This window comes from Amycolatopsis sp. NPDC051373 (genome assembly GCF_040689465.1).
GTDB lineage: Bacteria > Actinomycetota > Actinomycetes > Mycobacteriales > Pseudonocardiaceae > Amycolatopsis.
The window spans coordinates 232,032-257,187 of the sequence record NZ_JBFBAE010000005.1 but is presented as its reverse complement, the minus strand read 5'-3'; the positions used below and the strand labels follow the sequence as shown (position 1 = coordinate 257,187).

The window sequence follows — 25,156 nt, the reverse complement described above, 5'->3', positions numbered from 1 at the left end:
GACGCAATTCTTGCCCTGAATGGCCGCTGCCCGTCCGGCGTTTCCAGCACTAAGATCATCGCGTGGGCGCAGCAGCGGCAGTCTGGCCTCTATTACTGGGGATACTGGCCGTATCCATCGGGGTGGCGTGCCTGCCCCTGCGACCGCCACTCTTGCGCTCGGCCGTGATGGCCACCCACGTCGTCGCATCGTGGGTATTGATCACCACGCTTGAAGGCCCCTGGCAGATGTGGTTCGTGCTCCTGATGTGGGGCATGATCATCACACTCTCTCGCTTGATCATCGACGTCGCGCACTGGACCAAGAACCTTCGCCTCGGCCGACGCGCAAACGAATGACCGAGGTCTGATATGGCAGGACCCGCGCTGCTCTTTCCGCTTTTCCTCTTCGTCGGAAGCGCCGACCCGAATTGAAGTCAGTGATCATCGTGGTCGGCGTGGCGGCGGCTCTCGCAGCCGTAGTCGGTGTAGCGCTTTATGTATCGAATATTGAATACTGGCACGCACGGGCAGAAGCCGACGGGGTTCACGGTCGCCGTATGGCTCACCTCCGAAGGACACATCCCGAACGCCAAGCAGGAAGCAGTGCTGTGCATTGCGTACGTGTCGACCCGTGATGGGGCTGCCCGGATGGAGGATCGCGCCTGCCCACCCAGCGCCGGCAGTTCCCTGGCCAAGGAGTACGTCACGCTCGACGGCTGAGCAGTGTCGGCGTTGTCACCTGGATAGCTGGAGAGTGAAGTGGGCATCGCGTTCGCGTTTCTGCTCATCTTGTTCGCCGCGACATTGTTTCTTTCGGTGCTGCCTTGGCGCCGGCCCGTCGACGTCTGGGTGCTGACGGCGATCCCGCTCGGTTCGGTGGCCTTGGTGGCGTTCTTCCGCCTGGACGACTGGCCGGCCGGCGACTGGCCGCTGTTGCTGTGGCTCGGCACGCTCGGACCCGGGTCGCTGATCACTGTCGTGCGGCTGTTCCTCATCGCGCTCGGTCGTTCACCGGGAAAGCCGCGCCCGAGATGAGCCCGGCGCCGATCAGAACTTCGTCAGCTTCCCGAGGATGACCTGGTTCCACCACAGGTACATCTGGTCGCGTTCCTGAGGCGTCGACACGCCGTCGAACACGAGGACGCCGAGGGTGTGGGTGCGGGCGTCGGTGAAGACGAAGGTGTCGTCGTAGCAGGTGATGAAGTCGCCGGGGTGGGGGGCATTGGCGTCGGGCCGGTAGTAGGAGCCCCAGATGCCGGGGTGATCCACGGCGTCGCAGCCACCGTGGTCGTCGTCGCGGGTGAGGTTGTGGGCCTGGACCATGCCTTCGAAGAAGGCGGCCAGCGAGGCTTCATCGGGGAACTGGTTGAAGTGCGCCTGGGTCGGCTCGCGGAGGGTGACGTTGCCGGACCGGAAGGTGCCGGCGAGCGACTTCGTGCAGTACATCGCGGCAGTGGCACCTTGGACGGGTTGAGCCGCCGTGCAGCCGGTGCCCTGATACGTCTCCGGCACCGGCACATTCCCGCTCGGCTGCTGCGGAGCGCTCGACCCCGCTGATTCCGGCGACTGCGGCGGTTGCGACGACTTCGAGCCGCCCCCGGTCGACGGCGGCGGGCTGCTCGACCTGGATGTCGAAGCCGACGCCGGGCTCGGTGTCGGAGTGCCCCCGGCGCCCGCGGTGTTCTGCCCCTGGCCGCGGATGATCAGCACCGTCGCGACGACCGCGATCACCACCACGACCGCCACCACTCCCGTGACGACCGCCGCCCGCTTCGACTTCGGCGGCGGCACCGGCAGCCGGCCCGGCCGCGTCGGCGGGTGGCCCGGCCACGTCTGGCCCCCGGCGGCCAGCGGAATCGGCGTGTTGAGCGACGTCGACCCCGGTGGCCCGCCGGCCGTGACGGGACCGTTCGGGAACCCGGCCCCTGGCGTGAACGGACCGCTCACGCCCGTCGGCGACCCCACGCGGGTGCCGGACATGTTCGGCCCAGTCGTAGGGAGGCCCAGAGGCGCCTGACCGACGAGCTGTGGTCCGCTCTGCCCCGGGGGTGCGCTTGCGCCCGTCGCGAAGCCCGAGGGCGGTGCCGCGCCGCCAGGCCGTGTGCCGTTCGGCCCGGCAGGCGGTGTGCTCGGTGCGGCGGCGAAGCCAGGAGGTGGTGTCTGCGCGCTCGGTCCGGCAGCCGAACCATCCAGCGCACCACCAACCCCCAGCCCCACCGAGGGACCACCAGGCTGCGACGCACCCGATCCAGCCGAGCCCGCCAAACCATCCGGCTGAGACCCACCCGCTCCGGCATCAGAGCCGTCCAGCACACCACCAGGCGACAACCCCGCGCCGCCAGGCTGCGCCCCACCAGCCTCTGACCCCGAGCCCGGCGCGCCACCGACCGGCGACCCACCCGAACCCGCCGCCCCGAGACTCCCTCGCTGCCACACCGGCGCACTCGTCTCGGCACTCGTCGCGGTGGGACCGGACGTACCGGCCAGCGCCGCGTTCACCGCCGCCGCGAAGGCGCCCGCCGTGGGGTGGCGGTCGGCCGGGTCCTTCGCCATGCCGCGTGACACCACGTCGTCGAGAGCGCGCGGCAGGTCCCGTCGCGCCGCGGACAGCAGCGGCGGCGGCGCGGGGTACGCCAGGTCTTCGCTACCGAGCAGCACGGTGTCTCCGCCGACGAAGCGGAACGGGCACTGCGCGTGCAACCGCGTCTCGACGTCGCCGATCGCGAACCCGACCTCGACCATGTTCACGGTGCGCCCGACGTCCGTGACGCGGGCGCCGACCAGCCGCGCCAGGCCCAATCGCAACTCCGCTTCGGTCGACATCGGACTCAACCTAGCCGCGCCCGAGAGCCTCCCGCTGCCCGCAAGCCCCGGGACAGGCCGACCACGTATCCTCGCGTGGTGAGCACGCTCAGTAACACCAGCATCGCCAAGAAGCTCGCTGTGGGGACCCTCGCGCTCGGGACCGCGACACTCGGTTACGCCGTGGGCGTCGAACGGCGGCGGTTCACCCTCCGCAGGGCCGAGCTGCCCGTGCTGGCGCCCGGCTCGAAGCCGTTCACGATCCTGCACGTCTCCGACCTGCACATGCTCCCCGGACACCGCGCGAAGCAACGCTGGGTGGCCGCGCTGGACCGGCTCGAACCCGACCTCGTCGTGAACACCGGCGACAACCTCTCGCACCGCACGGCCGTGCCGTCGGTGCTGCGCGCGCTCGGCCCGTTGCTCGACCGGCCCGGCGTGTTCGTCTTCGGCAGCAACGACTACTACGCGCCCAAGCCGAAGAACCCCGCCCGCTACCTCATGCCGAAGGGCAAGAAGAAGCGCATCCACGGCACGAAGCTCCCGTGGCGCGACCTGCGCGCCGCGTTCGTCGAGCACGGCTGGACCGACCTCACCCACTCGCGCCACACGATCGACGTCGCGGGCCAGGCCGTGTTCGCCGCCGGTCTCGACGACCCGCACCTGCACCGCGACCGTTACCGCGAGATCGCCGGCCCGGCCGACGCGGGCGCCGTCGTCCGCCTCGGTGTCACGCACTCGCCCGAGCCGCGTGTGCTCGACCCGTTCGCCACGGACGGTTACGACCTTGTCCTCGCCGGCCACACTCACGGCGGCCAGCTGCGCGTGCCCGGCTACGGCGCCCTCGTGACCAACTGCGAGCTCGACCGCACCCGCGCCCGCGGCGCCTCCCGCTGGGGCGCGCACATGTGGCTGCACGTCTCGGCCGGGCTGGGCACGTCGCCGTACGCGCCGGCGCGGTTCGCCTGCCCACCGGAAGCGAGCCTGTTGACGCTGGTTCCGCGCGGTTCCGGGGCCTTCGAAAGCCATAAGGCAACCCCGAGGAAACCCGCCAAGACCGTCGGCTAAACTTCTCCACGACCCGTTAAGCAGTACCTCGGGGTGTGGCGCAGCTTGGTAGCGTGCCTCGTTCGGGTCGAGGAGGTCGTGGGTTCGAATCCCGCCACCCCGACAAGATAGTCCGGAGGCCCTATATCCGCGGAAAGCGCGGATATAGGGCCTCTCTTGTGTGTCCTCTGGGGGTCGAACCCCCAGACCCCCGCCAGGGAGGCTCCGCCCCCTGGACCCCCGAAGGCGCGGGGTCGCCTCAGGACTGTCGGTTCCGAGGGCGGTGTGTCACCTCGTGGCCGTGAGTAGGGAGGCTCCGCCCCCTGGACCCCCGAAGGCGCGGGGTCGCCTCAGGACTGTCGGTTCCGAGGGCGGTGTGTCACCTCGTGGCCGTGAGTTCCGTCCAGCACTGGAGGAAGTCGCCGGGTCCGGCGGTGCGCGTCCAGGAGTAGGCCGAACGCGCGGCGGACGTGAGCTGGTCGCGGTCCGGGTGGTCCAGATCCGCGAGAGCCTTGGCCAGTGCCTGCTCGACGAACGTCGCCAGATCGCGGTAGACGAGGTCGGAGCGGTGCCGGGTCCGCGTGACGACCTCGGTGAAGCCGCTGTCGGACACCCGCTCGGCAATGGTCCGACCGGCGAACGGGTTGGCACCTGAGCGGCGCAGCAAGAGGTAGTAACCACGCAGGGCAGCGTCGACGTTGGCCGTCTTGGGCCGCAGCCGCGCGCGGCTCCAGTCCGAAGTGGACAGCGCGAGCCGGCCGCCGGGTCGCAGGACCCGATGCAGCTCCGCGAGCACCCCCGTCGGGTCAGGCAGGCGTTCCAGCAGGGCGTGGGAGAAGGCGACGTCGGCGGACGACGTGGGGAACGGCAGGTCGAGCGGATCGGCCACGGCGTAGTCCACTGTGGACTGGCCGCTCCCGAAACCCAGCGTGATCGTGCCGTGCCCGCAGCCCAGGTCGACCACCCGCATGCCCGGCGTGAAGAGCGCCTGCGCGAACGCCGCCCGCTCCACCGCCGTGCGTGCCGCACTCCTCGACGCCGCGTCCCGCACGTATCCCTCCAGCACCCGGCACACAGTACGGCCACCAGGGTGGCAGGATCGAGGGGTGAGCACGCAGTCAGGCAACAAATATCCGCCCGCGGTGGTCCCCGACCGCCTGTTCGCCGACGCCGACGCCGAGTCCCGCTGGCGAGCCCGCTTCCACGCGGCCCGCATCTCCGTGCCCGAATGGGCCCGCGACGCCCCCGACGCCAACGTGTACGTCTCCAACGCCAGCGGCGTCTGGGAGGTCTACGCGTGGGATCGCGCCACCGACAGTCACCGCCGCGTCACCGACCGGCCCAACGGCACCTTGCACGCCACCCCCGCCCCCGACGGCTCGGCCGTCTGGTGGTTCGACGACACCGACGGCGACGAGTTCGGCTCCTGGGTGAGCCAGCCGTTCGACGGCGACAGCTCGGCCGCCACCAAACCGCTGCCCGAGGTCCACGACGGCTATCCGGCCGGCCTCGAGCTCGGCTCGCGCGTGATCGCGGTCGGTGTCTCGACCGACGACGGCAGCGCGCTGTTCGCGAAGATCGGCGACAAGACCGAGCGTTTCTACAGCCACCCGGACGACGCCGGCATCGCGTCGCTCTCTCGTGATGAGAGCTTGGTGGCGATCTCACATTCCGAACACGGCGACTCACGCCATCCCGCGCTGCGCGTACTGGCCACCGACGGCTTCACGACCGTCGCCCAGATGTACGACGGCGAGGGCAAGGGCCTTTCGGCGCTGGAGTTCTCGCCACTGCCCGGCGACCAGCGGCTGCTCGTGCTGCACGAGCGGCGCGGCCGGGAGGAGCTGCTGATCTGGGACGTCCGCGCGGACACCGAGACCGAGCTCGAGATCGACCTGCCCGGCGAGGTTGTGGCCGACTGGTACCCCGACGCCCGCGCGCTGCTGGTGGTGCACTTCCACCAGGGCCGCAGCTCGCTGTACCGGTTCGACCTCGACGACGGTTCGCTGTCCTCTGTGGACACTCCTGCCGGCCGAATCGGCGGCGCGGGTGTGCGGCCCGACGGCAGCATCGAGTACTCGTGGTCCAGCGCCGCGGAGCCGACGGCGGTGCGCAGCCGCGCGACCGACGGCACCGACGCCGTGCTGCTGGCGCCGCCGGGTGACCAGGCGCCCGGTTCGTCGCCGGTGACCGACGCGTTCGTGGAGGGCGTCGGCGGGCAGATCCACGCGCTGGTGTCGCGTCCCGCCGGCGCGCCCGACGGCCCGTTGCCCACGGTGTTCTCCCTGCACGGCGGCCCGCACGCCGCCGACGAGGACCGCTTCTCCGCCTACCGCGCCACGTGGCTCGACGCCGGTTTCGCCGTGGTCGAGGTCAACTACCGCGGCTCCACGGGCTACGGCTCCGCGTGGCGCGACGCCATCGAGGGCCGGCCGGGCCTGACGGAGCTCGAAGACGTCGCGGCGGTGCACGACTGGGCTGTCGAAAGTGGACTGTCCGACAAGGACAAGTGCGTCGTCAACGGCGCCTCCTGGGGCGGCTACCTGTCCCTGCTCGCGCTCGGCACCCAGCCCACGCGCTGGGCGGCGGGCGTCGCGGGCGTGCCGGTGGCCGACTACGTCGCCGCGTACGAGGACGAGATGGAGCAACTGCGCTCTTTCGATCGTGCTCTGTTCGGCGGCGCACCCGAGGATGTGCCCGCGGTGTACAAGGAATGTTCGCCGATTACCTACGTGAACGCCGTCGCCGCACCCGTGCTGATCCTCGCGGGCGACAACGACTCGCGCTGCCCCATCCGGCAGATCGAGAACTACCTCGACCGCCTGGGCGCCCGCGACGCGCCCCACGAGTTCTACCGCTACGACGCCGGCCATGGCTCCCTGGTGATCGCCGAGACGATCAAGCAGACGTCGATCGAAGTGGATTTCGCTTTGCGCGCTTTGCGGTGATTTCCCCCGGCCGGGGTCTCACTTCGGGGGACCCTGGCCGGGGAAATTCGCTTGGTTTTTCAGTTTTCCAGGGTTGATGCTTCGGGCTGTGGACCTGGTGTTTATGCATGACCCCCGCGGCGAAACCTTCACGCGCATAACCCGCGGGGACGGGGTCGTGCTCGGGTTGCCTTCGTATTCGCGCAAGTATCGCGTCCCGCACGACCTCGCGCACGCTGCCGTGGAGCGTTCACTGGAGCTGTCCGGCGGCATCTTCGGCTGCATCGAAGCGGGCGGCGTATTCGACAACATGACTGTGCTGCAGGGGAAACCGCGCCATGACGCCCGGGCGCGCAGCCAGCGGATTCTGAAGGCGGCTTCGGGGTCCATCGCGGTGGCGGAGAGTGGTCGGCGTGCTGCATCGCGCGGTGGAACATCGCCGGCCACCGCCCTTCGCCGCTGCGCGGGAGGCTTGGGGAGTGATTCGGGCGGAACCGTATCCCTTCGGTGACGCCGATATCCTTGGAGCGGTGGAGTTGTTGGCGGAACTGGTCGAGGTGTGGACTCGTCAGGCGGAGCCGTTGGAGTTTCGCTGGCCGTCGCGGCTTCGGGCTGGGTAGCCATTTGGTGCTTGACTCCGCCGTCCGGCTTTGTGGTGGAACCCCGCTGAGCTGGACGGATGGTCCCCGCGTCCCGCGCGCGTGCGCTCCGAGCGCTTCGCACGAGCGAGTTGTCCACAACTGTGGCGGCCTGTGGACAACCTGTCTGAGCAGCCGGTTTTGTCGCCCTACCCCGGTAGAATGGATCATGGGCGGCCCCCGGGAGGGTGGGTCTACGGCCGTCGCGCGGGTGGGGCAGGGCGTCAAACCGCCCGGGGGTGAAGTCGCTCCGCCGGGGGGCTAAGAGGATGGCACTCGCCGGTGTGCAGCATCTACGTCGTCACCCATCCCGAGGCCACGCACCACGTCGAGGGAGTGGTGGGTGTTTCCGGGCGCCCTCCGGCAGCATCACCACGTTGCGCGAAGACGACTACTTCCACGGCCACCAGCTCGTCAGCCTCGGCGACACCCGCCACCTCGACGCCTGAGCGCAGGTCACATACCGCGGCTCAACGCCTGCAGCCGGTCCACCGCCGCGGGGTCACCGTCGTAGGTGAGGTGCACGGCGTCGCGGCCGAAGACGAACAGCAGGAGGTCCACGGGGTCGCCCGTGACGGTCACGGCGGGGGCGCCGGACTTGACCTGGGCGGAGCGGCCGTCGGTGTGGCGCAGGACGACGCCGACGGGGGCCTTGCGCAGGTTGAGCTTCGCGGATTGGCGCGCGAGGCGCCAGGCGGCCTCGTCGCGAGACGGGTCGGCCGGGCGGGGTTCCCAGCCGGGCTGGGCGCGGCGGACGTCTTCGTGGTGGACGAGGAACTCGGCGCCGTTGGTGAGCTCGTCGAGGGGGCCGATGGCCATGGGCCAGTACCAGGCCGGGCCGCGGCGGACCTGGTCGACGAGGGCGGGCCACGGCTTGGCGGCGTAGCCGTCCTGCACGCGCTTGGTGTAGCCGGCGAGCGCGGGCACCATGATGCCCGGCGACGCGTCGAGGCGGTGTTCGCGCACGATGAGGTGGGCCGCGAGATCGCGCGTCGCCCAGCCTTCGCACAGGGTCGGGGCGTCGGGACCGACCTCGTCGAAGAGTGTGCTCAACGCCTGGCGTTCGTCTGCGGCAAGACCCATGCCTCCGACATTACTCGCGAGTACACCCCCACGCCCGGACGAGACGACCACCACTGGGTGTTTCATCGAATCGTGAGCCGACTCTTCGAACCCCTCTCCCTGCGGGGCCTGACGCTGCCGAACCGCGCGTGGGTCTCGCCCATGTGCCAGTACTCCGCCACCGACGGCGTGCCCGACGACTGGCACCTCGTCCACCTGGGACAGTTCGCCGTCGGCGGCGCCGGGCTCATTCTCACGGAAGCCAGCGCCGTCACCCCGGAAGGCCGGATCAGTCCGCAGGACACGGGCATCTGGAACGACGAGCAGGTCGCCGCCTGGCGCCGGATCACCGACTTCGTGCACGCGCGTGGCACGGCGATCGGCATGCAGCTCGGGCACGCCGGGCGCAAGGCGTCCACGCGACGGCCGTGGGAGGGCACCGGCAGCGTGCCCGCGTCCGACGGCGGCTGGCAGAGCGTCGGCGCCGATGACCAGCCCTTCGGCGACTACGCCCCCGCCCGTCCGCTGACCACCGACGAGGTCGCGCGCATCCCGGCCGATTTCGCCGCGGGCGCCCGTCGCGCGCTCACCGCCGGCTTCGACGTCCTCGAGCTGCACCTCGCGCACGGCTACCTCGGCCACCAGTTCCTCTCGCCGCTGTCCAACTCCCGCACCGACCGCTACGGCGGCGACTTCGAGGGCCGCACCCGCCTCGCGCTCGAGATCACCGAGGCCGTGCGCGAGGAGATCGGCCCCGACGTGCCGCTGTTCGCCCGCATCTCCGCCAGCGACTGGGCCGACGGCGGCTGGTCCCCCGACGACTCCGTGCACCTCGTGAAGCTCCTGGCCGACCGCGGCACCGACCTCGTCGACGTCTCCTCCGGCGGCAACGTGCCCCACCCCCGCATCCCCGTCGGCCCGGGTTACCAGGTGCCCTTTGCCGAACGCATCCGCCGCGAGACCGCCGTGCCCACCGGCGCCGTCGGCATGATCACCGAACCGGAACAAGCGGAACAAATCGTCGCCACCGGTTCGGCCGACGCGGTGTTCCTCGCGCGCGCCCTGCTGCGTGACCCGCACTGGCCGCAACGCGCAGCGCACGCGCTGGGCGCCGAGGTGAAGTGGGCGGACCAGTACCTGCGCGCGAAGCCGCGCCGCTGACCCGGCCCGTGAACGTCCGACTGACGCGGGATCCCTCGTCGGACGCGGGCCGCAGTCGCGATTTGAGTGCGGCCCGCCGGAACCTCGCTGCGTTGAGCCATTTCCGCGCCGTGGCCCGGCCCGCCCGCCAGAAGTGGCGGGTTTGAGCGTCCGCGAGGAGCTGAGCGGCTGGGCTTCGGACGGCTCCGAAGCCCAGCCGGCGGGCGTCAGTGGTGGAAGGCCGTCGAGGTGGCCGCGTCGTGCTGGGGTTCGGTTTGGCGTTCCAGCTCGGGCAGGGTCCGGCGGAGGTCGTCCATCAAGAGGTCGGCCAGGTCGTGGGTGAAGCCGTTGCGGACGACGATGCGCAGCGCCGCCAGGTCGGTGCGCTTCTCCGGGAAGGTGTAGGCCGGGACGAGCCAGCCGCGTTCGCGGAGTCTGCGGGACACGTCGAAGACGTCGTAGTTGGTGACTTCGGGCTTCGTCGTGAAGGCGAAGACCGGGAGCTGGTCACCGCGGGTCAGCAGCTGGAACGGGCCCAGGCCGGCGATCGCGTCGGACAGGTGGAGCGCGACGTCACGCGAGGCCTGCTGCACGGCACGGAAGCCTTCACGACCGAGGCGGACGAACGTGTAGTACTGCGCCGCCACTTCGGCGCCGGGGCGGGAGAAGTTCAGCGCGAATGTGGGCATGTCGCCGCCGAGGTAGTTGACGTTGAAGACCAGCTCCTCCGGCAGCGCTTCGCGGTTGCGCCACACGACCCAGCCGACGCCGGGGTACACCAGGCCGTACTTGTGGCCCGAGGTGTTGATCGACGCGACGCGCGGCAGGCGGAAGTCCCATTCCAGGTCCTCGTCGAGGAACGGCGCGATCATCGCGCCCGACGCGCCGTCGACGTGGACGGGGATGTCCCAGCCGGTGCGGGCCTGCAGGTCGTCGAGCGCGGCGACGATCTCCGCGACGGGCTCGTAGCTACCGTCGAAAGTGGACCCGAGGATCGCGACGACGCCGATGGTGTTCTCGTCGCAGCGCTTCACCGCCTCCTCGGCGGACAGGTGCAGGCGGTCGCCGTCCATGGGCACCAGACGCGGCTCGACCTCCCAGTACTCGCAGAACTTGTCCCAGCACACCTGCACGTTCACGCCCATCACGAGGTTGGGCTTCCCGGTGCGGCCGAGCTTCGTCCAGCGCCGCTTCAACGCCATCCCGGCGAGCATGCACGCCTCGGACGAGCCCGTGGTCGAGCAGCCCATGATGTCCGTGGGGTCGGGCGCGTGCCACAGGTCGGCGAGGATGTTCACGCAGCGCCGCTCGAGCTCGGCCGTCTGCGGGTACTCGTCCTTGTCGATCATGTTCTTGTCGACGCACTCGGCCATCAGGTCGCGGGCCTGCGGCTCCATCCACGTGGTGACGAACGTGGCCAGGTTGAGCCGCGCGTTTCCGTCGAGCATCAGCTCGTCGCGCACGAGCTGCAACGCAGAGTCAGGCGGCAGCGACGTGTCGCGAATCTTGTTGTGCGGCATCACGAAGTCGGCCGCCAGGGCGGGATTCGCCCCTGCGTACATGGGGTTCGTGCCCGATTGACGGTTCGATCCGTTCTGTTCCCCGCTGTGCAGCACCATGCTTGCGACCGTACTGCCGCACCCCCGCCCGCGACAGCACACGACACCCGGCCGGGCGGCCCGTCAGCCCAGCGGCTCCACCTCCAGCACCTGCGCTTCGGGGCCGCACCGGAAGACCAGGCCGGCTTCGGTCCTGTCCAGCGTTGAAAGTTCAACCCCGTCGAGCCGGGCCCTGAATGCCCCGGGGATACGGCCGATCGTCACGGTCCCCTCACCCGGCACGTCCGGCGTACGCCGCAGCCGGGCGCGCAGCACGCCGTCGACGACCTCCGCCTGGCTGACCTCGACGTCGCGATCGACGACGGTCAGCGCCGGTTCCTCGAAATGGCTCGCCGGCCACGGGTTGGTGTAGAGACCCCAGAGGCCGTCCGGGGTGTTGAGGCGGGCGTAGCCGAGCAGGACGTTGCCGCTCATCGGCTCGATGTCGGTGCGGTTTCCGTCGGCGTCGGCCGGGGTGTCGTTGCGCGGGTAGTACAGACCGCCTTCGCGCCAGGTCGGGTTCATGAAGCGGTCGGCGTGGGCGAGCAGGCTTTCGAGCGTGGTGGCGTCACCCATCTCCGAGGCCCACGCCGCCACCCAGCCGAAGTCGCACGTGTCCGTGATGACGGGCTGGCCCATCACTTCCCGCGCCGGCGCCGAGCGGACGGACAGGGTCCCGTCCGGGCCGTCGACGAGGAACCGCTTGACCTGCTCCGGGTAACCGTCGTGCACGAAGTCGCGGTTCCACATGTTCATCAGCGCGCCGCACCACGCGTCCACCCACGGCGACGGCGCTTCGTTCGGCCGCACGCGCTTGGAGTCGGCGGTGATCATCATGTTGTAGTGGCCCGATTCGTCGAGCCGGCCGAAGTCGGCCCACGCGCGTTCGTACCCGGCCACGACCTCTTCGGCGCGATTGCCGCCGGTGATCAGGTCGTGGAGGCGGAAGCCGAGGATGGCGGGCTGGTTGCAGATCTGGAACACGCAGTTGGGCTCGCACGCCACGCCAAGGTAGCCGTTTTCCACCATCTGCCAGTAGATGTGGTCGTTGAGCGACTCGCGGTCGTACGGGAACCGCTTCTCCTCGCCACCCCAGAAGTACGACCAGTGCTGGAACGTCAGCGACCCCGGCGCCGCGAACTCGTCGGCGGCGAAGAGGTAGTCGTGCAGCAGCGCCATCGACTGCACGTACGCGCTGTACATGATGTTGTCGCGCACCACGGGATCCCACTCCTCCTTGAGATCCCCGAGGTGCGCGTTGACCACCGCCCCGCCGCGGCTGACGTCGCGCCAGTACAACCACACCTCCGGCAGCAGGATCTTCTCCACGAGCCGCCGCAGTGTCGGCCGGAACAACCCGGGCGCGGCGGGCAGCCGGTGCCGGTGCGTCAGGGCCAGCGCGTACGCCATGTACGCGAGCTGGAAGCGGTAGCCGCCGAAGTCGTCCTGGCCGGTTCCCTTGCCCTGCATGAAGGACCAGTCGTTGCGGAACTGGCGGGAGAGGTTGTCGAAGTGTCTGAGGTGACCGAGTTGCTGCCGATCCAGCGGCGGGTGGAGAGCGGGCATGTCCTCAAGTGAACACGGAAGCGGTCGGAAAAGCCCGTGTCAGGTGGCGCGAACGGTCCCCTCGCGCCGAAATGGCACGAACGGGCCGTTCGCGCGAGGCGACAACCCGGCGCGTACGTCGCGAAGCACTCCGGGAGATCGCCATCAAGGCCGTCGCCGCAGGTACGGACCGCGAAGACATCGTCCGGGCCTGCTACGCGGTCCTCGCCGACCTGGAAGAGGAAACCGGTGACGCGTACGAAGATCCTTCGGGCGAGCGAGTGCTGGAGCTCATGGACGCCCTCACCGGCTTCTGCGGCTCTCATTACCGCATCTAGTCCCGAAAAAACGGGCCGCCCACCCCGAAGGGTGAGCGGCCCGTGCGGCCAAGATCCGTCAGGCCTGCTGCGCCTGCCACATCCAGTGCGCCTCTTCCAAGGCGCGCGTGATTTCGATCAGCAGGTCCTGCGTGACCAGGTCGCTCTTGTCGGTCTCGTCGATGCGCCTGCGGAGGCGCTCGATGAGCGTCGCGAGCGTGTCGACGATGGCGGCCACCGAGGTTTCCACCGACTGCCAGTTGTCGGGGTAGTCCGGGGCGCCCGAGCTTTCGACGACGGTCTTCGCCTTGCCGTTGGGCGAGATGCCGATGGCGTTGGCGCGCTCGGCGACCTCGTCGGTGTACTGGCGGGCAGTCGCGACGAGCTCGTCGAGCTGCAGGTGGGCGCTGCGGAAGTTCTTGCCCACGACGTTCCAGTGGGCCTGCTTCGCGATCAGCGAAAGGTCCACGAGGTCGACGAGCGTCGCCTGGAGGGCGTTGCCCGTGATCTCCTTGTCGGCGGCACTGAGCGGGCTCTTGATGGGAGAGTTGACCATCGGGGGTGTCCTTCCTTTGTCGTGGTGGGGGAAGCAGGCGCAGAACGCGTCAGACCGTGGTGGTGAGCGCGACCTCGATGTTGCCCCGGGTCGCGTTCGAGTACGGGCACACCTGGTGCGCCTGCGACACGAGCTCATCGGCCTGGGCCTTGTCCATGCCGGGCAGCGCGACGTTCAGCACGACGCCCAGCTTGAAGCCCACTTCCTGCTTGTACAGGCTGACCTCGGCGGTGACCGTCGACTCCGGCAGCTGCACCTTCCCCGCGCGCGCCACAGCCTGCAGAGCGCTGTGAAAGCACGCGGAGTAGCCGGCGGCGAACAGCTGCTCGGGGTTGGTCTTGTCACCGCCCGGGCCGCCCATTTCCTTCGGCACCGCCAGCGACTCGTCGATGACCCCGTCGGACGAAGTCACTTCGCCGTTGCGGCCCTCGCCTCGCGCGGTCGCGGCCGCGGTGTAGATCGCGTCAGCCATTCTTTCGCCTACCTCCTCGTCGGGACGCCCGACTCAGCGTCTCATTGATAACAACGTTCCGCATCAGCGGAACCTTGCCACCGCATGGCAGGCATCACGCCGGGGAATACCCGGCGTCCGGCAGATGAAACCTCAGCGCGACAGGGTGAACTCGGCCACCTGGCGGCCGATCAGGCGCAGTGTGCGCACGCTCTTGTCGTCGGACGCGCCGCCGGACTCGTCGAACTTGGTCTCGGCGGAGTTGATCGAACCACCCAGCGGAGTGGGCCAGCCGCGCAGCGCGTGCGTGATCGTGCGCAGCTGGTCGAGCGTGGTGACGGCGGCCTGCCACCCGAAGGCGACGGCAGCGAGGCCGACCGGGCGGCCGTCGAGGTAGGGGCGGGTGTCTTCGCGCAGGTCCTCGACGTAGTCCAGGGCGTTCTTGACCAGCCCGGACAGCGCGCCGTGGTAGCCGGGCGAGACCACGATCAGGCCGTCGGCGCGGCGGATGCTCTCGATCAGCCGCCTCGCGCGGTCGTCGCGCTCGCCCGCGGCCGTGTCGTAGAACGGCAGCACGAGCTCAGGCCCGGGGATCAGCTCGGTGTCCACCCCCAGCTCGGCCGCCGAGTCGAGCGCGATCCGCAGGGCGCGTTCGGACTGCGAGCCGTCGCGCAGCGAACCGCCGATCCCGAGCACCCTGACCGCTTTGGCTGAAGTCACGTCCCCGAGGCTAACCCCTCGACTTAAGTGGAGGACCAGGATTTGGGACGGAGTTCTCGATCACAGCTGGACCCACAATCTACTGACAAGTAACGTCGGGGTCCACTGCCGAGGAGGAACGATGGCGATCCCGCTCCAGGTCCGCGCCCAGGCCGCCGCCGCGCAGCTGGTCTTCTGGCTGCCCCGGCCCGTCCGGCGGCTCATCGCCGGCCCGCCGCTGCGGCGCGACGGGCAGGAACTCGCCCTCGACGCGCAGCTCCTGCTGCGGTTGCAGCAGCTCACCGGCACCGCGCTCGTCGGCGAGACGGTCGAGGGCTCGCGGCTCGGGCTGGAGCTCGGCCGCCACCTGGTGAGCGGCAAGACGATCGAGCCCGTGGCCGTGCGCGACGTGGTGATCCCGTCCGGCGACGCATCGCTCGACGCCACCCTCTACGCGCCCGCGGGGCTGCCCGAACCGTCCGGGCTGCTCGTGTTCTTCCACGGCGGCGGCTGGGTCGTCGGCTCGCGCGCCACGCACGACAACGCCGCGCGCTACCTCGCGAAACACGCCGGCGTGCGCGTGCTGTCGGTCGAGTATCGGATGGCGCCGGAACACCCGTTCCCGACTCCGTTCGAAGACGCACTGGCGGCGTTCGACCACGCCCACGCCAACGCGGCCGAGCTCGGCGCGGACGCCGACCGCATCGCCGTGGGCGGCGACAGCGCGGGCGGCAACCTCTCCGCCGCGTTGACTCTGGCGGCGGTCCGGCGCGGTGGCCCGGCGCCGGCGTTCCAGCTGCTCATCTACCCCGCGGTGGACTTCACGACGCGCCGCCGCTCGCGCGAGATCTTCGGCGAGAAGCTGTTCCTCACCGACGAGTCGATGACCTGGTTCGAGGACCACTACGTCCCCGCCGGCACCGACAAGACCGACCCGCGCCTGTCGCCCCTCGTCGCGACCGACCACAGTGGACTGCCGCCGGCGTTCGTCATGACCGCGGGCTTCGACCCGCTGCGAGACGAGGGCGAGGCGTACGCGGAGAAGCTGCGCGACGCCGGAGTCCCGGTCGCGGTGAGCCGCCAGCCGGACCTGATCCACGGGTTCCTGAACTTCACCGGCGTCGGCTCCCGGTTCCGCGAGGCGACGGCCGAGCTGGCCGGCGCGCTGCGGCTGGGGTTGGCGCGGCAGCAGAAGGAGAAATAACCCCGGAAACCACCGGAGCCTGGTGCGGCGAACCGCACCAGGCTCCGAAAACCCCGTGTTCCGGGGGTGGTTGCTACGCGCCCGGGACGGGCAACGGCGGCACCGGCAGCGGAGGCACCGGCAGGGAGCCGAGCAGTCCGCCCAGGATGCCGGTGACGGCACCCAGCAGGGCCTTGAGCAGGTCGCTCACGATCTTCAGCGGACCTGGCAGGTCCGGGATCGGCGGGAGCGGCAGCGGCGGGAGCTGACGCGGCGACGCCGACGGGTCGGACAGCAGGCGGCTGGACTCGTCCGCACGGCCCTTGGCCGCCGACGAGAGCTGCTGCGTCTCCGACTGGATCGTGTAGCGCTTGCCCGCGGCGAGGTCGCCGAGGACAGGGCTGAGCTTGTCCAGGTCGGCACGTGTCAGACCGACGTTGCCGGCGTACGCGGCCTTCGTCAGGTCGTCTCGCATCTGGAGCACCTGCGCGCCGACCACTTCGGTGGACGACGAGCCCTTGCCACCCGCAGGGCTCGCCGAGGCCATCCCCGAGGTGCCGACGGCCAGCAGACTGCCGGCGGCTACCAAGGCGATGATCCGCCCAATCTTGCCTTTCATTCCTTACCTCCTGGCCTCTGGAGACCTGACGGGTAAATCGATACCCGCCGTATCGGCCCAGCACCAGCCGATCACCGGATAGGGACGTTTTCTAACCCTTACGTGCCGAATCCGTTTTTCGGGAACATGCCCGCAATTGATTAACGTGGACGGCTTGCCCATCCCCCTGAAGATCATCATGACCGATCATGAATCGGACTCGGAGTAGCCGATCGGCCACGAATGGCCCTGTTGCTCACCCGTACAGGTGCATTGCGTGATCGTTTACCCTGATCACTCCGTCGGACCGCGTGTCGCCACTGCTCCGGTCGGGGTGTCCCCCACGCACGCACCGCCACAGGTGGAGTAGCCGGGTCACGGGCAGATCTCCGGCGTGGAGACCAGCGGAAACAGCGCACGAATGCGCACCGGACCGCGCACACCGAGGTCAACACACGAATTCGCAAAAACATTCGCGAATTGTTTCGCGTCAAGAACAAGAGTTGCGCCGATTCAGAGCGGCAAGCCTTCTTCGAGGTGCGTGAATGCGCGTTCCAGCAGCGCCACGAAATCGACGCTCTGATCCGCCGCGGCCGCCAGCGCCGTGGAGAGGATCACGCCGACGACCGCGCCGGCCCAGTTGCGCACCTCGAAGTCGCCGCGGGCGCGACCGGTCCGTTCGGCCGCCAGCTCGACGAGCATCGTGATGCCCGAGACGTAGTTGTCCATCACCTTCGCGCGCAGCTCCGGCACGGAGAACACGAGCAGCTGCCGGCGCCGCTCCTCGGCCCACACCTCGGGCGGCAGGCTGTCGTACACCTCGCGCAGGGTCGCGCGGACGACCCCGAGCAGCGTCAGGTCCTCCGGCTGCCGGCGGGCGGCCTCGACGAGCAGCGGGTCGATACGGTCGTAGAGGACCGTCGCCTCCTTCGTCGGGAAGTAGCGGAAGAAGGTGCTCGGCGAGATGTCCGCGGCCGCCGCGATCTGCTCGACGGTGGTCGTCGCGTAGCCCTGCTCCTGGAACAGCCGCAGCGCGTGCCGCTGGATCGCTTCGCGCGTGCGGGCCTTCTTGCGTTCGCGCAGGCCTGTCGGTTCAGCCGGGGTCATGCGGCGATTGTCGCGGTCGCTCTCGTTTGACAGCAACTGTCACGAAGATCGCCTCAAAAGAAGTTGCACGCGCGTACCAGGATTTGCTCTCATGAGGTACGTGCCCTTCGAGCCGTACCGCCAGGTGCTGACCCTGTCCCGAGTCCGTCCGTCGATGGCGCTGATGTTCTTCGCGCGCCTGCCCATGACGATGACCGGCGTCACGCTCACCCTGTACGTGGTCACCAACCTGGGCCACGGCTACGGCGCGGCCGGCGTCGTCGGCGCCGCCACCACGCTGGGCATGGCGCTGGGCGCGCCACTGCTCGGGCGCACGATCGACCGCTACGGCCTGCGTCCGGTGGTCGGCGTCTGCGGCGTCGCGTCCACGGCCTTCTGGGTCGCGGCGCCCCACCTCTCCTACGCGGTGCTGGTGGCGTGCGCGCTGCCCGCCGGGTTCCTGTCCGTGCCCGCGGGCTCGCTGGCGCGTCAGATCCTGGCGGCGCTCGTGCCCGCCGAGCACCGGCGGGCGGCCTACTCGCTCGACACGATTCTGGTCGAGGCGTCGTTCATGATCGGCCCGGCGGCCGGCATCGCGGCGATCACGTCGCTGTCGGCCACGTTCACGCTCAGCGGCATCGGCGTGCTCTTCGGCGGCACGGCGCTGCTCATCTTCCTGCTCAACCCGCCCATCCGGAACGAGGACGAGCTCGCCCCCCTCGGCTCCGTCCGGCCGCCGCTGCGGTCGTGGCTCACCGGTCGCCTGCTCGCGACGCTGCTGGTGGCCGCGGGCGCCCTGTTCTGCCTGGTCGGTACGGAGGTGGCGACGCTGGCGGCGCTGCGCTCCCACGGTGACGTCGGCTGGACCGGCCTGGTCATCGCGGTGATGTGCGCGGCGTCGATGCTCGGCGGGATCGTGCACGGCGCCGTGAAGAAGTCGTTGCCGCAGGGAGTGCTGATGCTGCTGCTCGCGGCGCTGGTGCTGCCGGTGGGGCTGGCGGACCAGCCGTGGTGGCTGCTGATGCTGGTGCTGATCCCGACGAACCTGCTCTGCGCGCCGACACTGGCCGCCACCACGGAAACGGTGAGCGCGATCGCGCCCCCCGCCGTGCGCGGTGAGGCGATGGGGTTACAGGACGCGTCGACGCGGCTCGGGCTGGCCGCGGGCAGCCCGGTGGTGGGCTTCGCGATCGACCACTCGAGCCCGGCGTGGGGCTTCGTCGCCGCGGGCGCCGGTGGTTTGGTCCTGGCCGCGGCGGGCCTGCTGTGGACGCACCGGCGCCGGACAGCCACGGCGCCGGCGATGGCCGCGGCCGTGCAGGCGCGTCGCTGACCAGACCTCACCCATGCGGCGTTGGTTGCTCCAGCCACGCCCGCCACCACCGTCAACGGAGGTGCTCCGCGCGCCTGCCCCGTCGGGTGCTGGGGCGAGGCGTGGGGGTCAGCTACACGCCTTACGCAGTGCGTCGAGCTTCGCGACGTTCCGCTTGGCCCACGCGGCGACCACACCGGCGTCCTGGATGTGCTCCTTCTGCACCTCGACGTAGGAGTCCGCCATGCCGAGCAGCGCGTTCTTCACGTCCTGCTCCTGCACGTCGGCCGCCAGCGCGCGCAGGCGCTGCTCCTTGTCCTGCGCGCGGGCCTTCAGCTTGTCGGGGTCGACCAGCGGATTGAGGTCCGCCAGCCCCAGCGCCTGCGTGCACGCGCTGACCTTGTCGGCCGTCGAGTTGGCCGTGTCCACCGCCGAGTCGACCTGGTCGCATCCGGCCAGCAACGTTCCGGCGGCCGCCAGCGCGACCACCGCTCCCCACCTCGTCATGGATCCAGCGTAGCGGGCTCGCGGGGCCCGAACCGGCCCCGCGAGCACCTTCACCCCTTCACGCAGACGACCTGCTTGAGGTGCGCCACGACCGCCACGAGGTCGGTCTGCGCCTCGATCACCGCGTCGATGTCCTTGTAGGCCGCCGGGATCTCGTCGACCACGCCGGTGTCCTTGCGGCACTCGACTCCGTCGGTCTGGGCCGCGAGGTCAGCCGCGGTGAAGGTCTTGCGCGCCTTCGTCCGCGACATCCGCCGCCCCGCGCCGTGCGAAGCCGACTCGAACGACGCCGTGTTCCCGAGCCCGCGCACGATGTACGAGCCGGTGCCCATGCTGCCCGGGATGATCCCGAGGTCACCCGCGCCGGCCCGGATCGCGCCCTTGCGGGTGACGAGCAGGTCGACGCCGTCGTAGGTCTCCTCGGCGACGTAGTTGTGGTGGCACGAGATCGCGTCGTCGAACGTGGTCCCCGGGATCACCTCGGCGACGGCGAGCTTGACCAGCGCCACCATCGTGGCCCGGTTGCGCGCCGCGTAGTCCTGCGCCCAGAACAGGTCACGCCGATAGGCCGCCATCTCGGGCGTGTCCGCGACGAACACGGCCAGGTCGCGGTCGGGCAGGTCCGCGTTGTGCGGCAGCTTGCGCGCGACGGCCATGTGCCGCTCCGCGAGCTCCTTGCCGATGTTGCGCGAACCCGAGTGCAGCATCAGCCACACGCGGCCTTCGTCGGCGCCGCCCTGTTCGAGGCAGACCTCGATGAAGTGGTTCCCGCCGCCGAGGCTCCCGACCTGGCGCGCCGCGCGGTCGTGCAGGCCCTGCACGCCCTCGTGGAGGTCGCCGAACGACTTCCAGAACGCGTCCCAGCCGCCCACGCCGTGGACCTTCGCGGGGTTCACGGGCGTCTTGTGCAGCCCGAACCCCACCGGCACAGCCGACTCGATCCGGCGCCGCAGCCGGCCGAGGTCGTCGGGCAGGTCCGCCGCGGTGAGCGACGTGCGCACCGCACTCATCCCGCACCCGATGTCGACACCTACCGCCGCCGGCGACACCGCGTCACGCATGGCGATCACGCTGCCCACGGTGGCGCCCTTGCCGTAGTGGACGTCCGGCATCACCGCGACGCCGTGCACCCAAGGCAGATTGGCGACGTTGTGCAGCTGGCGCATGGCTTGTTCCTCGACCGACGTGGGGTCGGCCCACATCCGGATCGGGACGCGAGCACCGTCTACCGCCGTGTACATGACTTTCCTTTCCTGGCTGGGATTCTTCGAATAGCATCCCCCGGAGGGCGATATGGCGCCACGGGTTTTCCGCGGCGGATTCGTGGCGGAAACGAAATCGAGGCTCCCAGCGATATCGGGCAGGATGCCAGGCCCGGGGCCCGAAGCGCCCAGCGGGAGGAACCGTCCGTCCATGAAGAACTCGTTTCGAGCGCCGGCCGCGGTCACCTTGCTGGCCGGGTTTCCGGTGCTGGTACTGGCGCTTGTCGCCGCGATCGTGGTGGTCGAGGTGTTCGCGTTCCGCAACCGGCTTTCCCACGGGCTGGAGTTCGCCGTCTTCGCCGCGCCCGCGACCTACGTGCTGCTGCGGGCGCTGCTCACGTTCGACCGCGCAGGCGAAGCCCCCGGTCTTCTGGTCACCGCGGAGACCCAACCCGAGTTGCGGGCCCTGGTCCGCGAACTGGCCGAAACCGTCGGCACCGCCCCGCCCGACGAGGTCCGGATCATGAACCGGGTGAACGCGGCGGTACACGAACGAACGCGCTGGTTCGGTCTGCGCGTCACGGAGCGCACGCTGTTCATCGGCGCCCCGCTGTTCGCGGGGCTGGGGGTGGCCGAGCTCCGGGCCGTGCTCGGCCACGAGTTCGCGCACTACAGCAGCAGCGACACCCGGTTCGCCGGCGCGACCTACCGTGGCCGGGTGGCGATCCTGCGAGTCCTGAGTGGACTCGACGGGGCGTCCTGGTTCAGCCGGCTGCTGCGGCCGCTGTTCCAGGTCTACGGCTGGGTGTACTTCGCCGTGTCAGGTCGGGTGAGCCGCGACCAGGAGCTGGCCGCCGACGTCGCGGCGGCGCGGGTCGCGGGCACGGCGGCGGCGACCGCCGCTCTTCGCGAGATCGAGGCGCTCGACGCCGTGTGGCGAGTTTCCACCCGCCAGTACCTGGTGATGGGCTGGAACGCCGGTTACCTGCCCGACCGGCCCGCCGAGGGGTACCGGCTGCTGCTGACCGACGAAACCCGCGCCCAGGAACCGGCACGACCGCGGCAGAACCCACCCGAGGCGTCGCCGTTGGACAACCATCCACGCACGGACGAGCGCATCAGGGTCCTCGAAGCGGCCGGCGTCAACCCGATGCCCGAGGTTGAGGACCGGCCGGCGAGCGAGCTCCTCCGCGACGCCGAAGAGATCCTCGACGCCGCGTGGTTCGCCGAGCTGTCGGACGAAGGCCGCGCAAAGCAGCGCACCGGCTGGGAGACACTCGCCGACGTCTCTTCACGGCACGAGTTCGGTGAACTGGCGGCGCAAGTCCTGCGAGGCCGCTCGGTGGGCGACCTGCTCGACGCGCTGGACGCCGGGCGGCCGGCAGACGTGGTCGATCCCGACCTGCCGATCCCGGCTGAGGCGGACCAGCGGACTCGCCGGGAGCTCGTGTCCGAATCCGCTCGCATCCGGCTGTCGTTCGTGGCCCTGTCGCAGGCCGCCGGCGCGGGCGGCGCGCGGTGGACCATCTCGTGGTCGGAGGTGACCGCGCTCCGGCTGACCCCGCGGTACAGCGGAACGCTCTTCCCCGCGATCGACGCCGCCGTGGCCGGTGACACTGCCGCCCTGCGCGCGCTCCTGAGCGAACCCGGCCGCGTTCCGTCTGCTTGATTACCGCGGCGAACGGCGTCCGCTCCACAATGGATCAACCGGGAACCGTCCGAATAGCACGATTTGCCGGATTAACTCGGAGAACTTCGTTTCGTGAGCGAAACGAAATCGAGGTTCCGGCCGATATCGGGCACGATGATCGAGCCCGGCGCTCGGTGCGCCACTCGGGGAGGATTCCGCTTTTCCATGAAGAACTCATCGCGAGCATTGCTCGCTGTCATCCTGCTGGCCGGGTTCCCGGTACTCGTGCTGGCGATCATCGCCGCGCTCGTGGCGCTGGAGATCTACGCGTTCCAAGACCGGCCCGCGATCGGGCTGCGGCTCGCGATCATCGTCGTACCGGTGGTTTACGTGCTGCTGCAGGCCCTTTTCACCATCGAACGCTCCGGCGACGACGAAGTCTCCGGCCTGCCGGTGACCCCCGAGGCGCAGCCTGAACTGTGGGCACTCGTCCACGAGCTCGCCGACGCCGTCGGCACCCGGCCGCCGGACGAGATCTACCTGGTGCCGCAGGTCAACGCGAGCGTCGAGGAGCAGACGCGGTGGCTCGGCCTGCGGGTGAAACGTCGCCGGTTGTTCATCGGTGCGCAACTGTTCGCCGGGCTGCGGACCGACCAGTTCCGCTCGGTGCTGGGCCACGAACTCGCGCACTACAGCAACCGCGACACCCGCTTCGCCGGCACGACTTACCGTGGCAGGCAGGCGATCGGCCGAGTCGTGAACGGACTGAACGGCAGCACGTGGTTCGGCCATATGCTGCGGAAGTTGTTCCACGCCTATGCCAAGCTCTACTTCGCCGTGTCTATGCGGGTGAGCCGCGACCGCGAGCTCGCCGCCGACGCCGCGGCCGCCCGGGTCGCGGGCACTGCGGCGGCGAGCAGTGCGTTGCGCGAGGTCGAGGCGCTGGACGTCGTCTGGCGGTTTTTCCTGAACACCTATGCGACGATGGGCTGGAAAGCAGGCTATCTACCGGCCCGGCTGGCCGAGGGGTACCTCCACCTGCTGGCCGACGGCGGTCGCGCCGAGGAGATCGACAAGGTGCGGCGCAATCCCCCGAAGCACAAGACCTCCCCGTACGACAGCCACCCGCCCACTCTCGAGCGCATCGCACTGCTCGAAGCGGCGCCTGTCGTGCCGGTAGCGGAAGGCGGCGAGCGACCGGCGACCGAGATCCTGCGCGAGGCGGCCAAGACTCTCGACGCCACCCTGCTCACGGGCCTGTCGACCGAAGCCCGCCGGAAGAAGCCCACGGACTGGCCGACCCTCGTCGACGCCGCCACCCGCCACCAGTTCAGCGAGAACGCCACGAAGATCCTGCGCGGACGTTCGCCGCACGACCTGCTCGACGCACTCGACGCCGGCCGGCTCGACGACGTGGCCGACCCCGGCCTGAAGGTGCCCACCGGCGCCGGCGCTCGGGCCCGCCGCGAGCTTCTCGGCCAGTCCGTCCGTGAGCGACTGTCCACTGTGGTCGTCTCGGAACTCGCCACCGCCGGGCTCGCACACTGGACGCTCTCGTGGTCCGGGCCGGCCGAGCTGGCGCTCGACGAGGCGTACGACAAAGCACTCGACCCGGCGCTCGACGCCGCCGTCACCGGGGACACCGCCGGGCTGCGGGCGCTGCTGCCCGCGGCGGAACCCGACCCGATCCGTTCCTGAGAGGAAACCCATGGGACTCGTAAGCCTGCTGTTCAATCCGAGACGCCGGAAGACCGCGCTGGCGCTGGCCAAAGCCGCGCGGGAACGCGGCATGAGCGTGGCCGAGTTCACCGCTTCGCTCAGCCGTGAGGACCTGGCCCGGTACGTCGCGCCGGACAAGAAGGCGCCCAAGGTCGAGATGCCCGACGTGGCGCTGTTCGGCCTGCCGTCGGACGCTGACGTCACGCGGGCCGAGTTCATCCGCGACCGCGAGATCGACGAGGCCCGGCAGGCGCTCGTGACCGGTGGCTGGCAGCCGGCGGCGCAGCTGCTCTCCGAGATCGGTGCCGACTGGGACCGGCGCGTCACTCTCGTGCGCCACCTCGGTGAGGTCGTCGCGAACGACGAGATCGGGCTGGATCATTGGCAGAGCGAGCGGCCGGGCGACGCGGACGCCGCCGCCGTCAACGCCGAGAGTCTCGTGCAGCTGGCCTGGCAGGTCCGCAGCGGGCTGGGGGCCGAGCACGTGAGCCGCGAGCAGTTCCAGAAGTTCTTCGCCATCCTCGAGTCCGCCGTGCCCGCGGCCCACGAAGTGGCGGCGCTGGCGCCCGAAGACCCCACGCCGTGGGTGACGATGCTCGCGGTCGCTCGCGGCCGGCAGTACGACAACGACGCGTTTCGCGAAGTGTGGGAGCAGCTGGTCGCCCGCGACCCGGTGAACCTGCCCGCGCACAGCTCCGCGCTGCAGTACTGGTGCGAGAAGTGGTTCGGGTCGCATGAGCTGATGTGGGCGTTCGCCGAGGAAGGCGCGGCGAAGCACCCGAAGCTGGCGGTTCTGCCGCTGGTCGCGGCGCACGAGGCGGAGTACCGCGGGGTCGAGGACGCGTGGCGGAACCCGCTGGTCGCGCCGGCCGTCGACCGGCTGCTGCCCTGGCTCGAAGGAGAGGGCCGCGACGCGCCGGGCACGGCGACGAGCCGGGCGTACGCCGCGCGGGCGCTCGTGGAGCTCGGGCGCGGCGAAGAGGCCGTGGAACAGTTCCGGTACCTCGGCGTGCACGCGGACGCCAATATGTGGGCGTACAGCAACAAGGGACCGATCGTCGAGTTCCGGAAGATCCGGTACCTGGCCTGCCACCTCGCCGAGAAGGCGAAGTCCACAGTGGAGTGACGGAAACGTTGTCCCCGCCACGAGCGATAT

26 protein-coding genes and 1 tRNA gene are annotated in these 25,156 nt (G+C 70.1%); 15 read left to right on the top strand and 12 right to left on the bottom strand.

Annotated elements, in window-relative coordinates; all coding sequences use genetic code 11:
• The first annotated feature begins 62 nt into the window (after positions 1-62).
• From AB0383_RS11630 to AB0383_RS11620, 3 genes are all read left to right on the top strand, one after another.
• Positions 63-338, top strand: a complete 276-nt coding sequence (locus AB0383_RS11630; protein WP_364170381.1) for a hypothetical protein — start codon at positions 63-65, stop codon at positions 336-338.
• Between the two features lie 150 nt (positions 339-488).
• Positions 489-701 (top strand): hypothetical protein, encoded by a 213-nt coding sequence (locus tag AB0383_RS11625; RefSeq protein WP_364170378.1) that lies wholly within the window; start codon positions 489-491, stop codon positions 699-701.
• Between the two features lie 39 nt (positions 702-740).
• Positions 741-1,016, top strand: coding sequence for a hypothetical protein (locus AB0383_RS11620; protein WP_364170376.1), 276 nt, complete (start codon positions 741-743; stop codon positions 1,014-1,016).
• A gap of 12 nt (positions 1,017-1,028) precedes the next feature.
• Here AB0383_RS11620 and AB0383_RS11615 read toward each other — a convergent pair whose 3' ends face one another.
• Positions 1,029-2,804: a hypothetical protein gene (locus AB0383_RS11615; RefSeq protein WP_364170373.1), complete on the bottom strand. Its 1,776-nt coding sequence runs from the start codon at positions 2,802-2,804 to the stop codon at positions 1,029-1,031.
• A gap of 78 nt (positions 2,805-2,882) precedes the next feature.
• Between AB0383_RS11615 and AB0383_RS11610 the strand changes: the two genes are divergently transcribed.
• Together AB0383_RS11610 and AB0383_RS11605 are read left to right on the top strand one after the other, a co-directional pair.
• Positions 2,883-3,851, top strand: a complete 969-nt coding sequence (locus AB0383_RS11610; RefSeq protein ID WP_364170370.1) for a metallophosphoesterase — start codon at positions 2,883-2,885, stop codon at positions 3,849-3,851.
• A 29-nt stretch (positions 3,852-3,880) separates the two neighbouring features.
• A tRNA-Pro gene (locus AB0383_RS11605) sits at positions 3,881-3,954 on the top strand.
• A gap of 255 nt (positions 3,955-4,209) precedes the next feature.
• Here the strand turns inward: AB0383_RS11605 and AB0383_RS11600 are convergent.
• Positions 4,210-4,896, bottom strand: coding sequence for a methyltransferase domain-containing protein (locus tag AB0383_RS11600; protein WP_364170367.1), 687 nt, complete (start codon positions 4,894-4,896; stop codon positions 4,210-4,212).
• A 40-nt stretch (positions 4,897-4,936) separates the two neighbouring features.
• Between AB0383_RS11600 and AB0383_RS11595 the strand changes: the two genes are divergently transcribed.
• The 3 genes from AB0383_RS11595 (at position 4,937) to AB0383_RS11585 (ending at position 7,844) form a co-directional block, all read left to right on the top strand.
• The gene (locus AB0383_RS11595) at positions 4,937-6,778 is read left to right on the top strand and encodes a prolyl oligopeptidase family serine peptidase (protein WP_364170364.1); all 1,842 of its coding nucleotides are present in this window, start codon (positions 4,937-4,939) and stop codon (positions 6,776-6,778) included.
• Positions 6,779-6,866: 88 nt separating this feature from the next.
• The gene (locus AB0383_RS11590) at positions 6,867-7,268 is read left to right on the top strand and encodes a hypothetical protein (RefSeq protein ID WP_364170362.1); all 402 of its coding nucleotides are present in this window, start codon (positions 6,867-6,869) and stop codon (positions 7,266-7,268) included.
• A 396-nt stretch (positions 7,269-7,664) separates the two neighbouring features.
• Complete coding sequence (locus AB0383_RS11585; protein WP_366186789.1) at positions 7,665-7,844, top strand: hypothetical protein; 180 nt, start codon at positions 7,665-7,667, stop codon at positions 7,842-7,844.
• 7 nt (positions 7,845-7,851) lie between these two features.
• Here AB0383_RS11585 and AB0383_RS11580 read toward each other — a convergent pair whose 3' ends face one another.
• Entirely contained in the window at positions 7,852-8,478 is a 627-nt protein-coding gene (locus AB0383_RS11580) for a TIGR03085 family metal-binding protein (protein ID WP_364170359.1), read from the bottom strand.
• A 72-nt stretch (positions 8,479-8,550) separates the two neighbouring features.
• On the opposite strand from AB0383_RS11580, the gene AB0383_RS11575 reads away from it, so the two are divergent.
• Positions 8,551-9,618 (top strand): NADH:flavin oxidoreductase/NADH oxidase, encoded by a 1,068-nt coding sequence (locus tag AB0383_RS11575; protein WP_220244895.1) that lies wholly within the window; start codon positions 8,551-8,553, stop codon positions 9,616-9,618.
• 206 nt (positions 9,619-9,824) lie between these two features.
• Here AB0383_RS11575 and AB0383_RS11570 read toward each other — a convergent pair whose 3' ends face one another.
• On the bottom strand, positions 9,825-11,216 hold the full coding sequence (locus AB0383_RS11570) for a glutamate decarboxylase (protein WP_366186787.1): 1,392 nt from the start codon (positions 11,214-11,216) through the stop codon (positions 9,825-9,827).
• Positions 11,217-11,279: 63 nt separating this feature from the next.
• Positions 11,280-12,761 (bottom strand): hypothetical protein, encoded by a 1,482-nt coding sequence (locus AB0383_RS11565; RefSeq protein ID WP_364170354.1) that lies wholly within the window; start codon positions 12,759-12,761, stop codon positions 11,280-11,282.
• A 71-nt stretch (positions 12,762-12,832) separates the two neighbouring features.
• Here AB0383_RS11565 and AB0383_RS11560 point away from each other — a divergent pair, with 71 nt between their 5' ends.
• Entirely contained in the window at positions 12,833-13,078 is a 246-nt protein-coding gene (locus AB0383_RS11560; protein ID WP_364170351.1) for a hypothetical protein, read from the top strand.
• Positions 13,079-13,136: 58 nt separating this feature from the next.
• Here AB0383_RS11560 and AB0383_RS11555 read toward each other — a convergent pair whose 3' ends face one another.
• The 3 genes from AB0383_RS11555 to AB0383_RS11545 all read right to left on the bottom strand — a co-directional run bounded on the left by AB0383_RS11555 (position 13,137) and on the right by AB0383_RS11545 (position 14,784).
• Positions 13,137-13,613: a DNA starvation/stationary phase protection protein gene (locus AB0383_RS11555; protein WP_364170348.1), complete on the bottom strand. Its 477-nt coding sequence runs from the start codon at positions 13,611-13,613 to the stop codon at positions 13,137-13,139.
• 49 nt (positions 13,614-13,662) lie between these two features.
• Positions 13,663-14,085 (bottom strand): organic hydroperoxide resistance protein, encoded by a 423-nt coding sequence (locus tag AB0383_RS11550; RefSeq protein WP_364170346.1) that lies wholly within the window; start codon positions 14,083-14,085, stop codon positions 13,663-13,665.
• Between the two features lie 132 nt (positions 14,086-14,217).
• Complete coding sequence (locus tag AB0383_RS11545) at positions 14,218-14,784, bottom strand: NAD(P)H-dependent oxidoreductase (RefSeq protein WP_364170343.1); 567 nt, start codon at positions 14,782-14,784, stop codon at positions 14,218-14,220.
• 121 nt (positions 14,785-14,905) lie between these two features.
• On the opposite strand from AB0383_RS11545, the gene AB0383_RS11540 reads away from it, so the two are divergent.
• Positions 14,906-15,967 (top strand): alpha/beta hydrolase, encoded by a 1,062-nt coding sequence (locus AB0383_RS11540; RefSeq protein ID WP_366186783.1) that lies wholly within the window; start codon positions 14,906-14,908, stop codon positions 15,965-15,967.
• Positions 15,968-16,040: 73 nt separating this feature from the next.
• Here AB0383_RS11540 and AB0383_RS11535 read toward each other — a convergent pair whose 3' ends face one another.
• The gene (locus AB0383_RS11535) at positions 16,041-16,565 is read right to left on the bottom strand and encodes a hypothetical protein (protein ID WP_366186781.1); all 525 of its coding nucleotides are present in this window, start codon (positions 16,563-16,565) and stop codon (positions 16,041-16,043) included.
• Between the two features lie 492 nt (positions 16,566-17,057).
• The gene (locus AB0383_RS11530) at positions 17,058-17,651 is read right to left on the bottom strand and encodes a TetR family transcriptional regulator (RefSeq protein WP_220244903.1); all 594 of its coding nucleotides are present in this window, start codon (positions 17,649-17,651) and stop codon (positions 17,058-17,060) included.
• 154 nt (positions 17,652-17,805) lie between these two features.
• Between AB0383_RS11530 and AB0383_RS11525 the strand changes: the two genes are divergently transcribed.
• Positions 17,806-18,963: an MFS transporter gene (locus AB0383_RS11525; RefSeq protein ID WP_366186931.1), complete on the top strand. Its 1,158-nt coding sequence runs from the start codon at positions 17,806-17,808 to the stop codon at positions 18,961-18,963.
• A gap of 108 nt (positions 18,964-19,071) precedes the next feature.
• Here AB0383_RS11525 and AB0383_RS11520 read toward each other — a convergent pair whose 3' ends face one another.
• Positions 19,072-19,449: a hypothetical protein gene (locus tag AB0383_RS11520; protein WP_364170335.1), complete on the bottom strand. Its 378-nt coding sequence runs from the start codon at positions 19,447-19,449 to the stop codon at positions 19,072-19,074.
• A 50-nt stretch (positions 19,450-19,499) separates the two neighbouring features.
• The gene (locus AB0383_RS11515; protein ID WP_366186779.1) at positions 19,500-20,690 is read right to left on the bottom strand and encodes an RtcB family protein; all 1,191 of its coding nucleotides are present in this window, start codon (positions 20,688-20,690) and stop codon (positions 19,500-19,502) included.
• A 172-nt stretch (positions 20,691-20,862) separates the two neighbouring features.
• Here AB0383_RS11515 and AB0383_RS11510 point away from each other — a divergent pair, with 172 nt between their 5' ends.
• The 3 genes from AB0383_RS11510 (at position 20,863) to AB0383_RS11500 (ending at position 25,126) form a co-directional block, all read left to right on the top strand.
• On the top strand, positions 20,863-22,320 hold the full coding sequence (locus AB0383_RS11510) for a M48 family metallopeptidase (RefSeq protein WP_366186777.1): 1,458 nt from the start codon (positions 20,863-20,865) through the stop codon (positions 22,318-22,320).
• Positions 22,321-22,506: 186 nt separating this feature from the next.
• Positions 22,507-23,979, top strand: a complete 1,473-nt coding sequence (locus AB0383_RS11505; RefSeq protein ID WP_364170326.1) for a M48 family metalloprotease — start codon at positions 22,507-22,509, stop codon at positions 23,977-23,979.
• Positions 23,980-23,989: 10 nt separating this feature from the next.
• Positions 23,990-25,126 carry a DUF4034 domain-containing protein gene (locus AB0383_RS11500; protein WP_366186775.1) on the top strand — a complete coding sequence of 379 codons (1,137 nt, stop codon included), beginning with the start codon at positions 23,990-23,992 and terminating at the stop codon, positions 25,124-25,126.
• Positions 25,127-25,156: the final 30 nt, after the last annotated feature.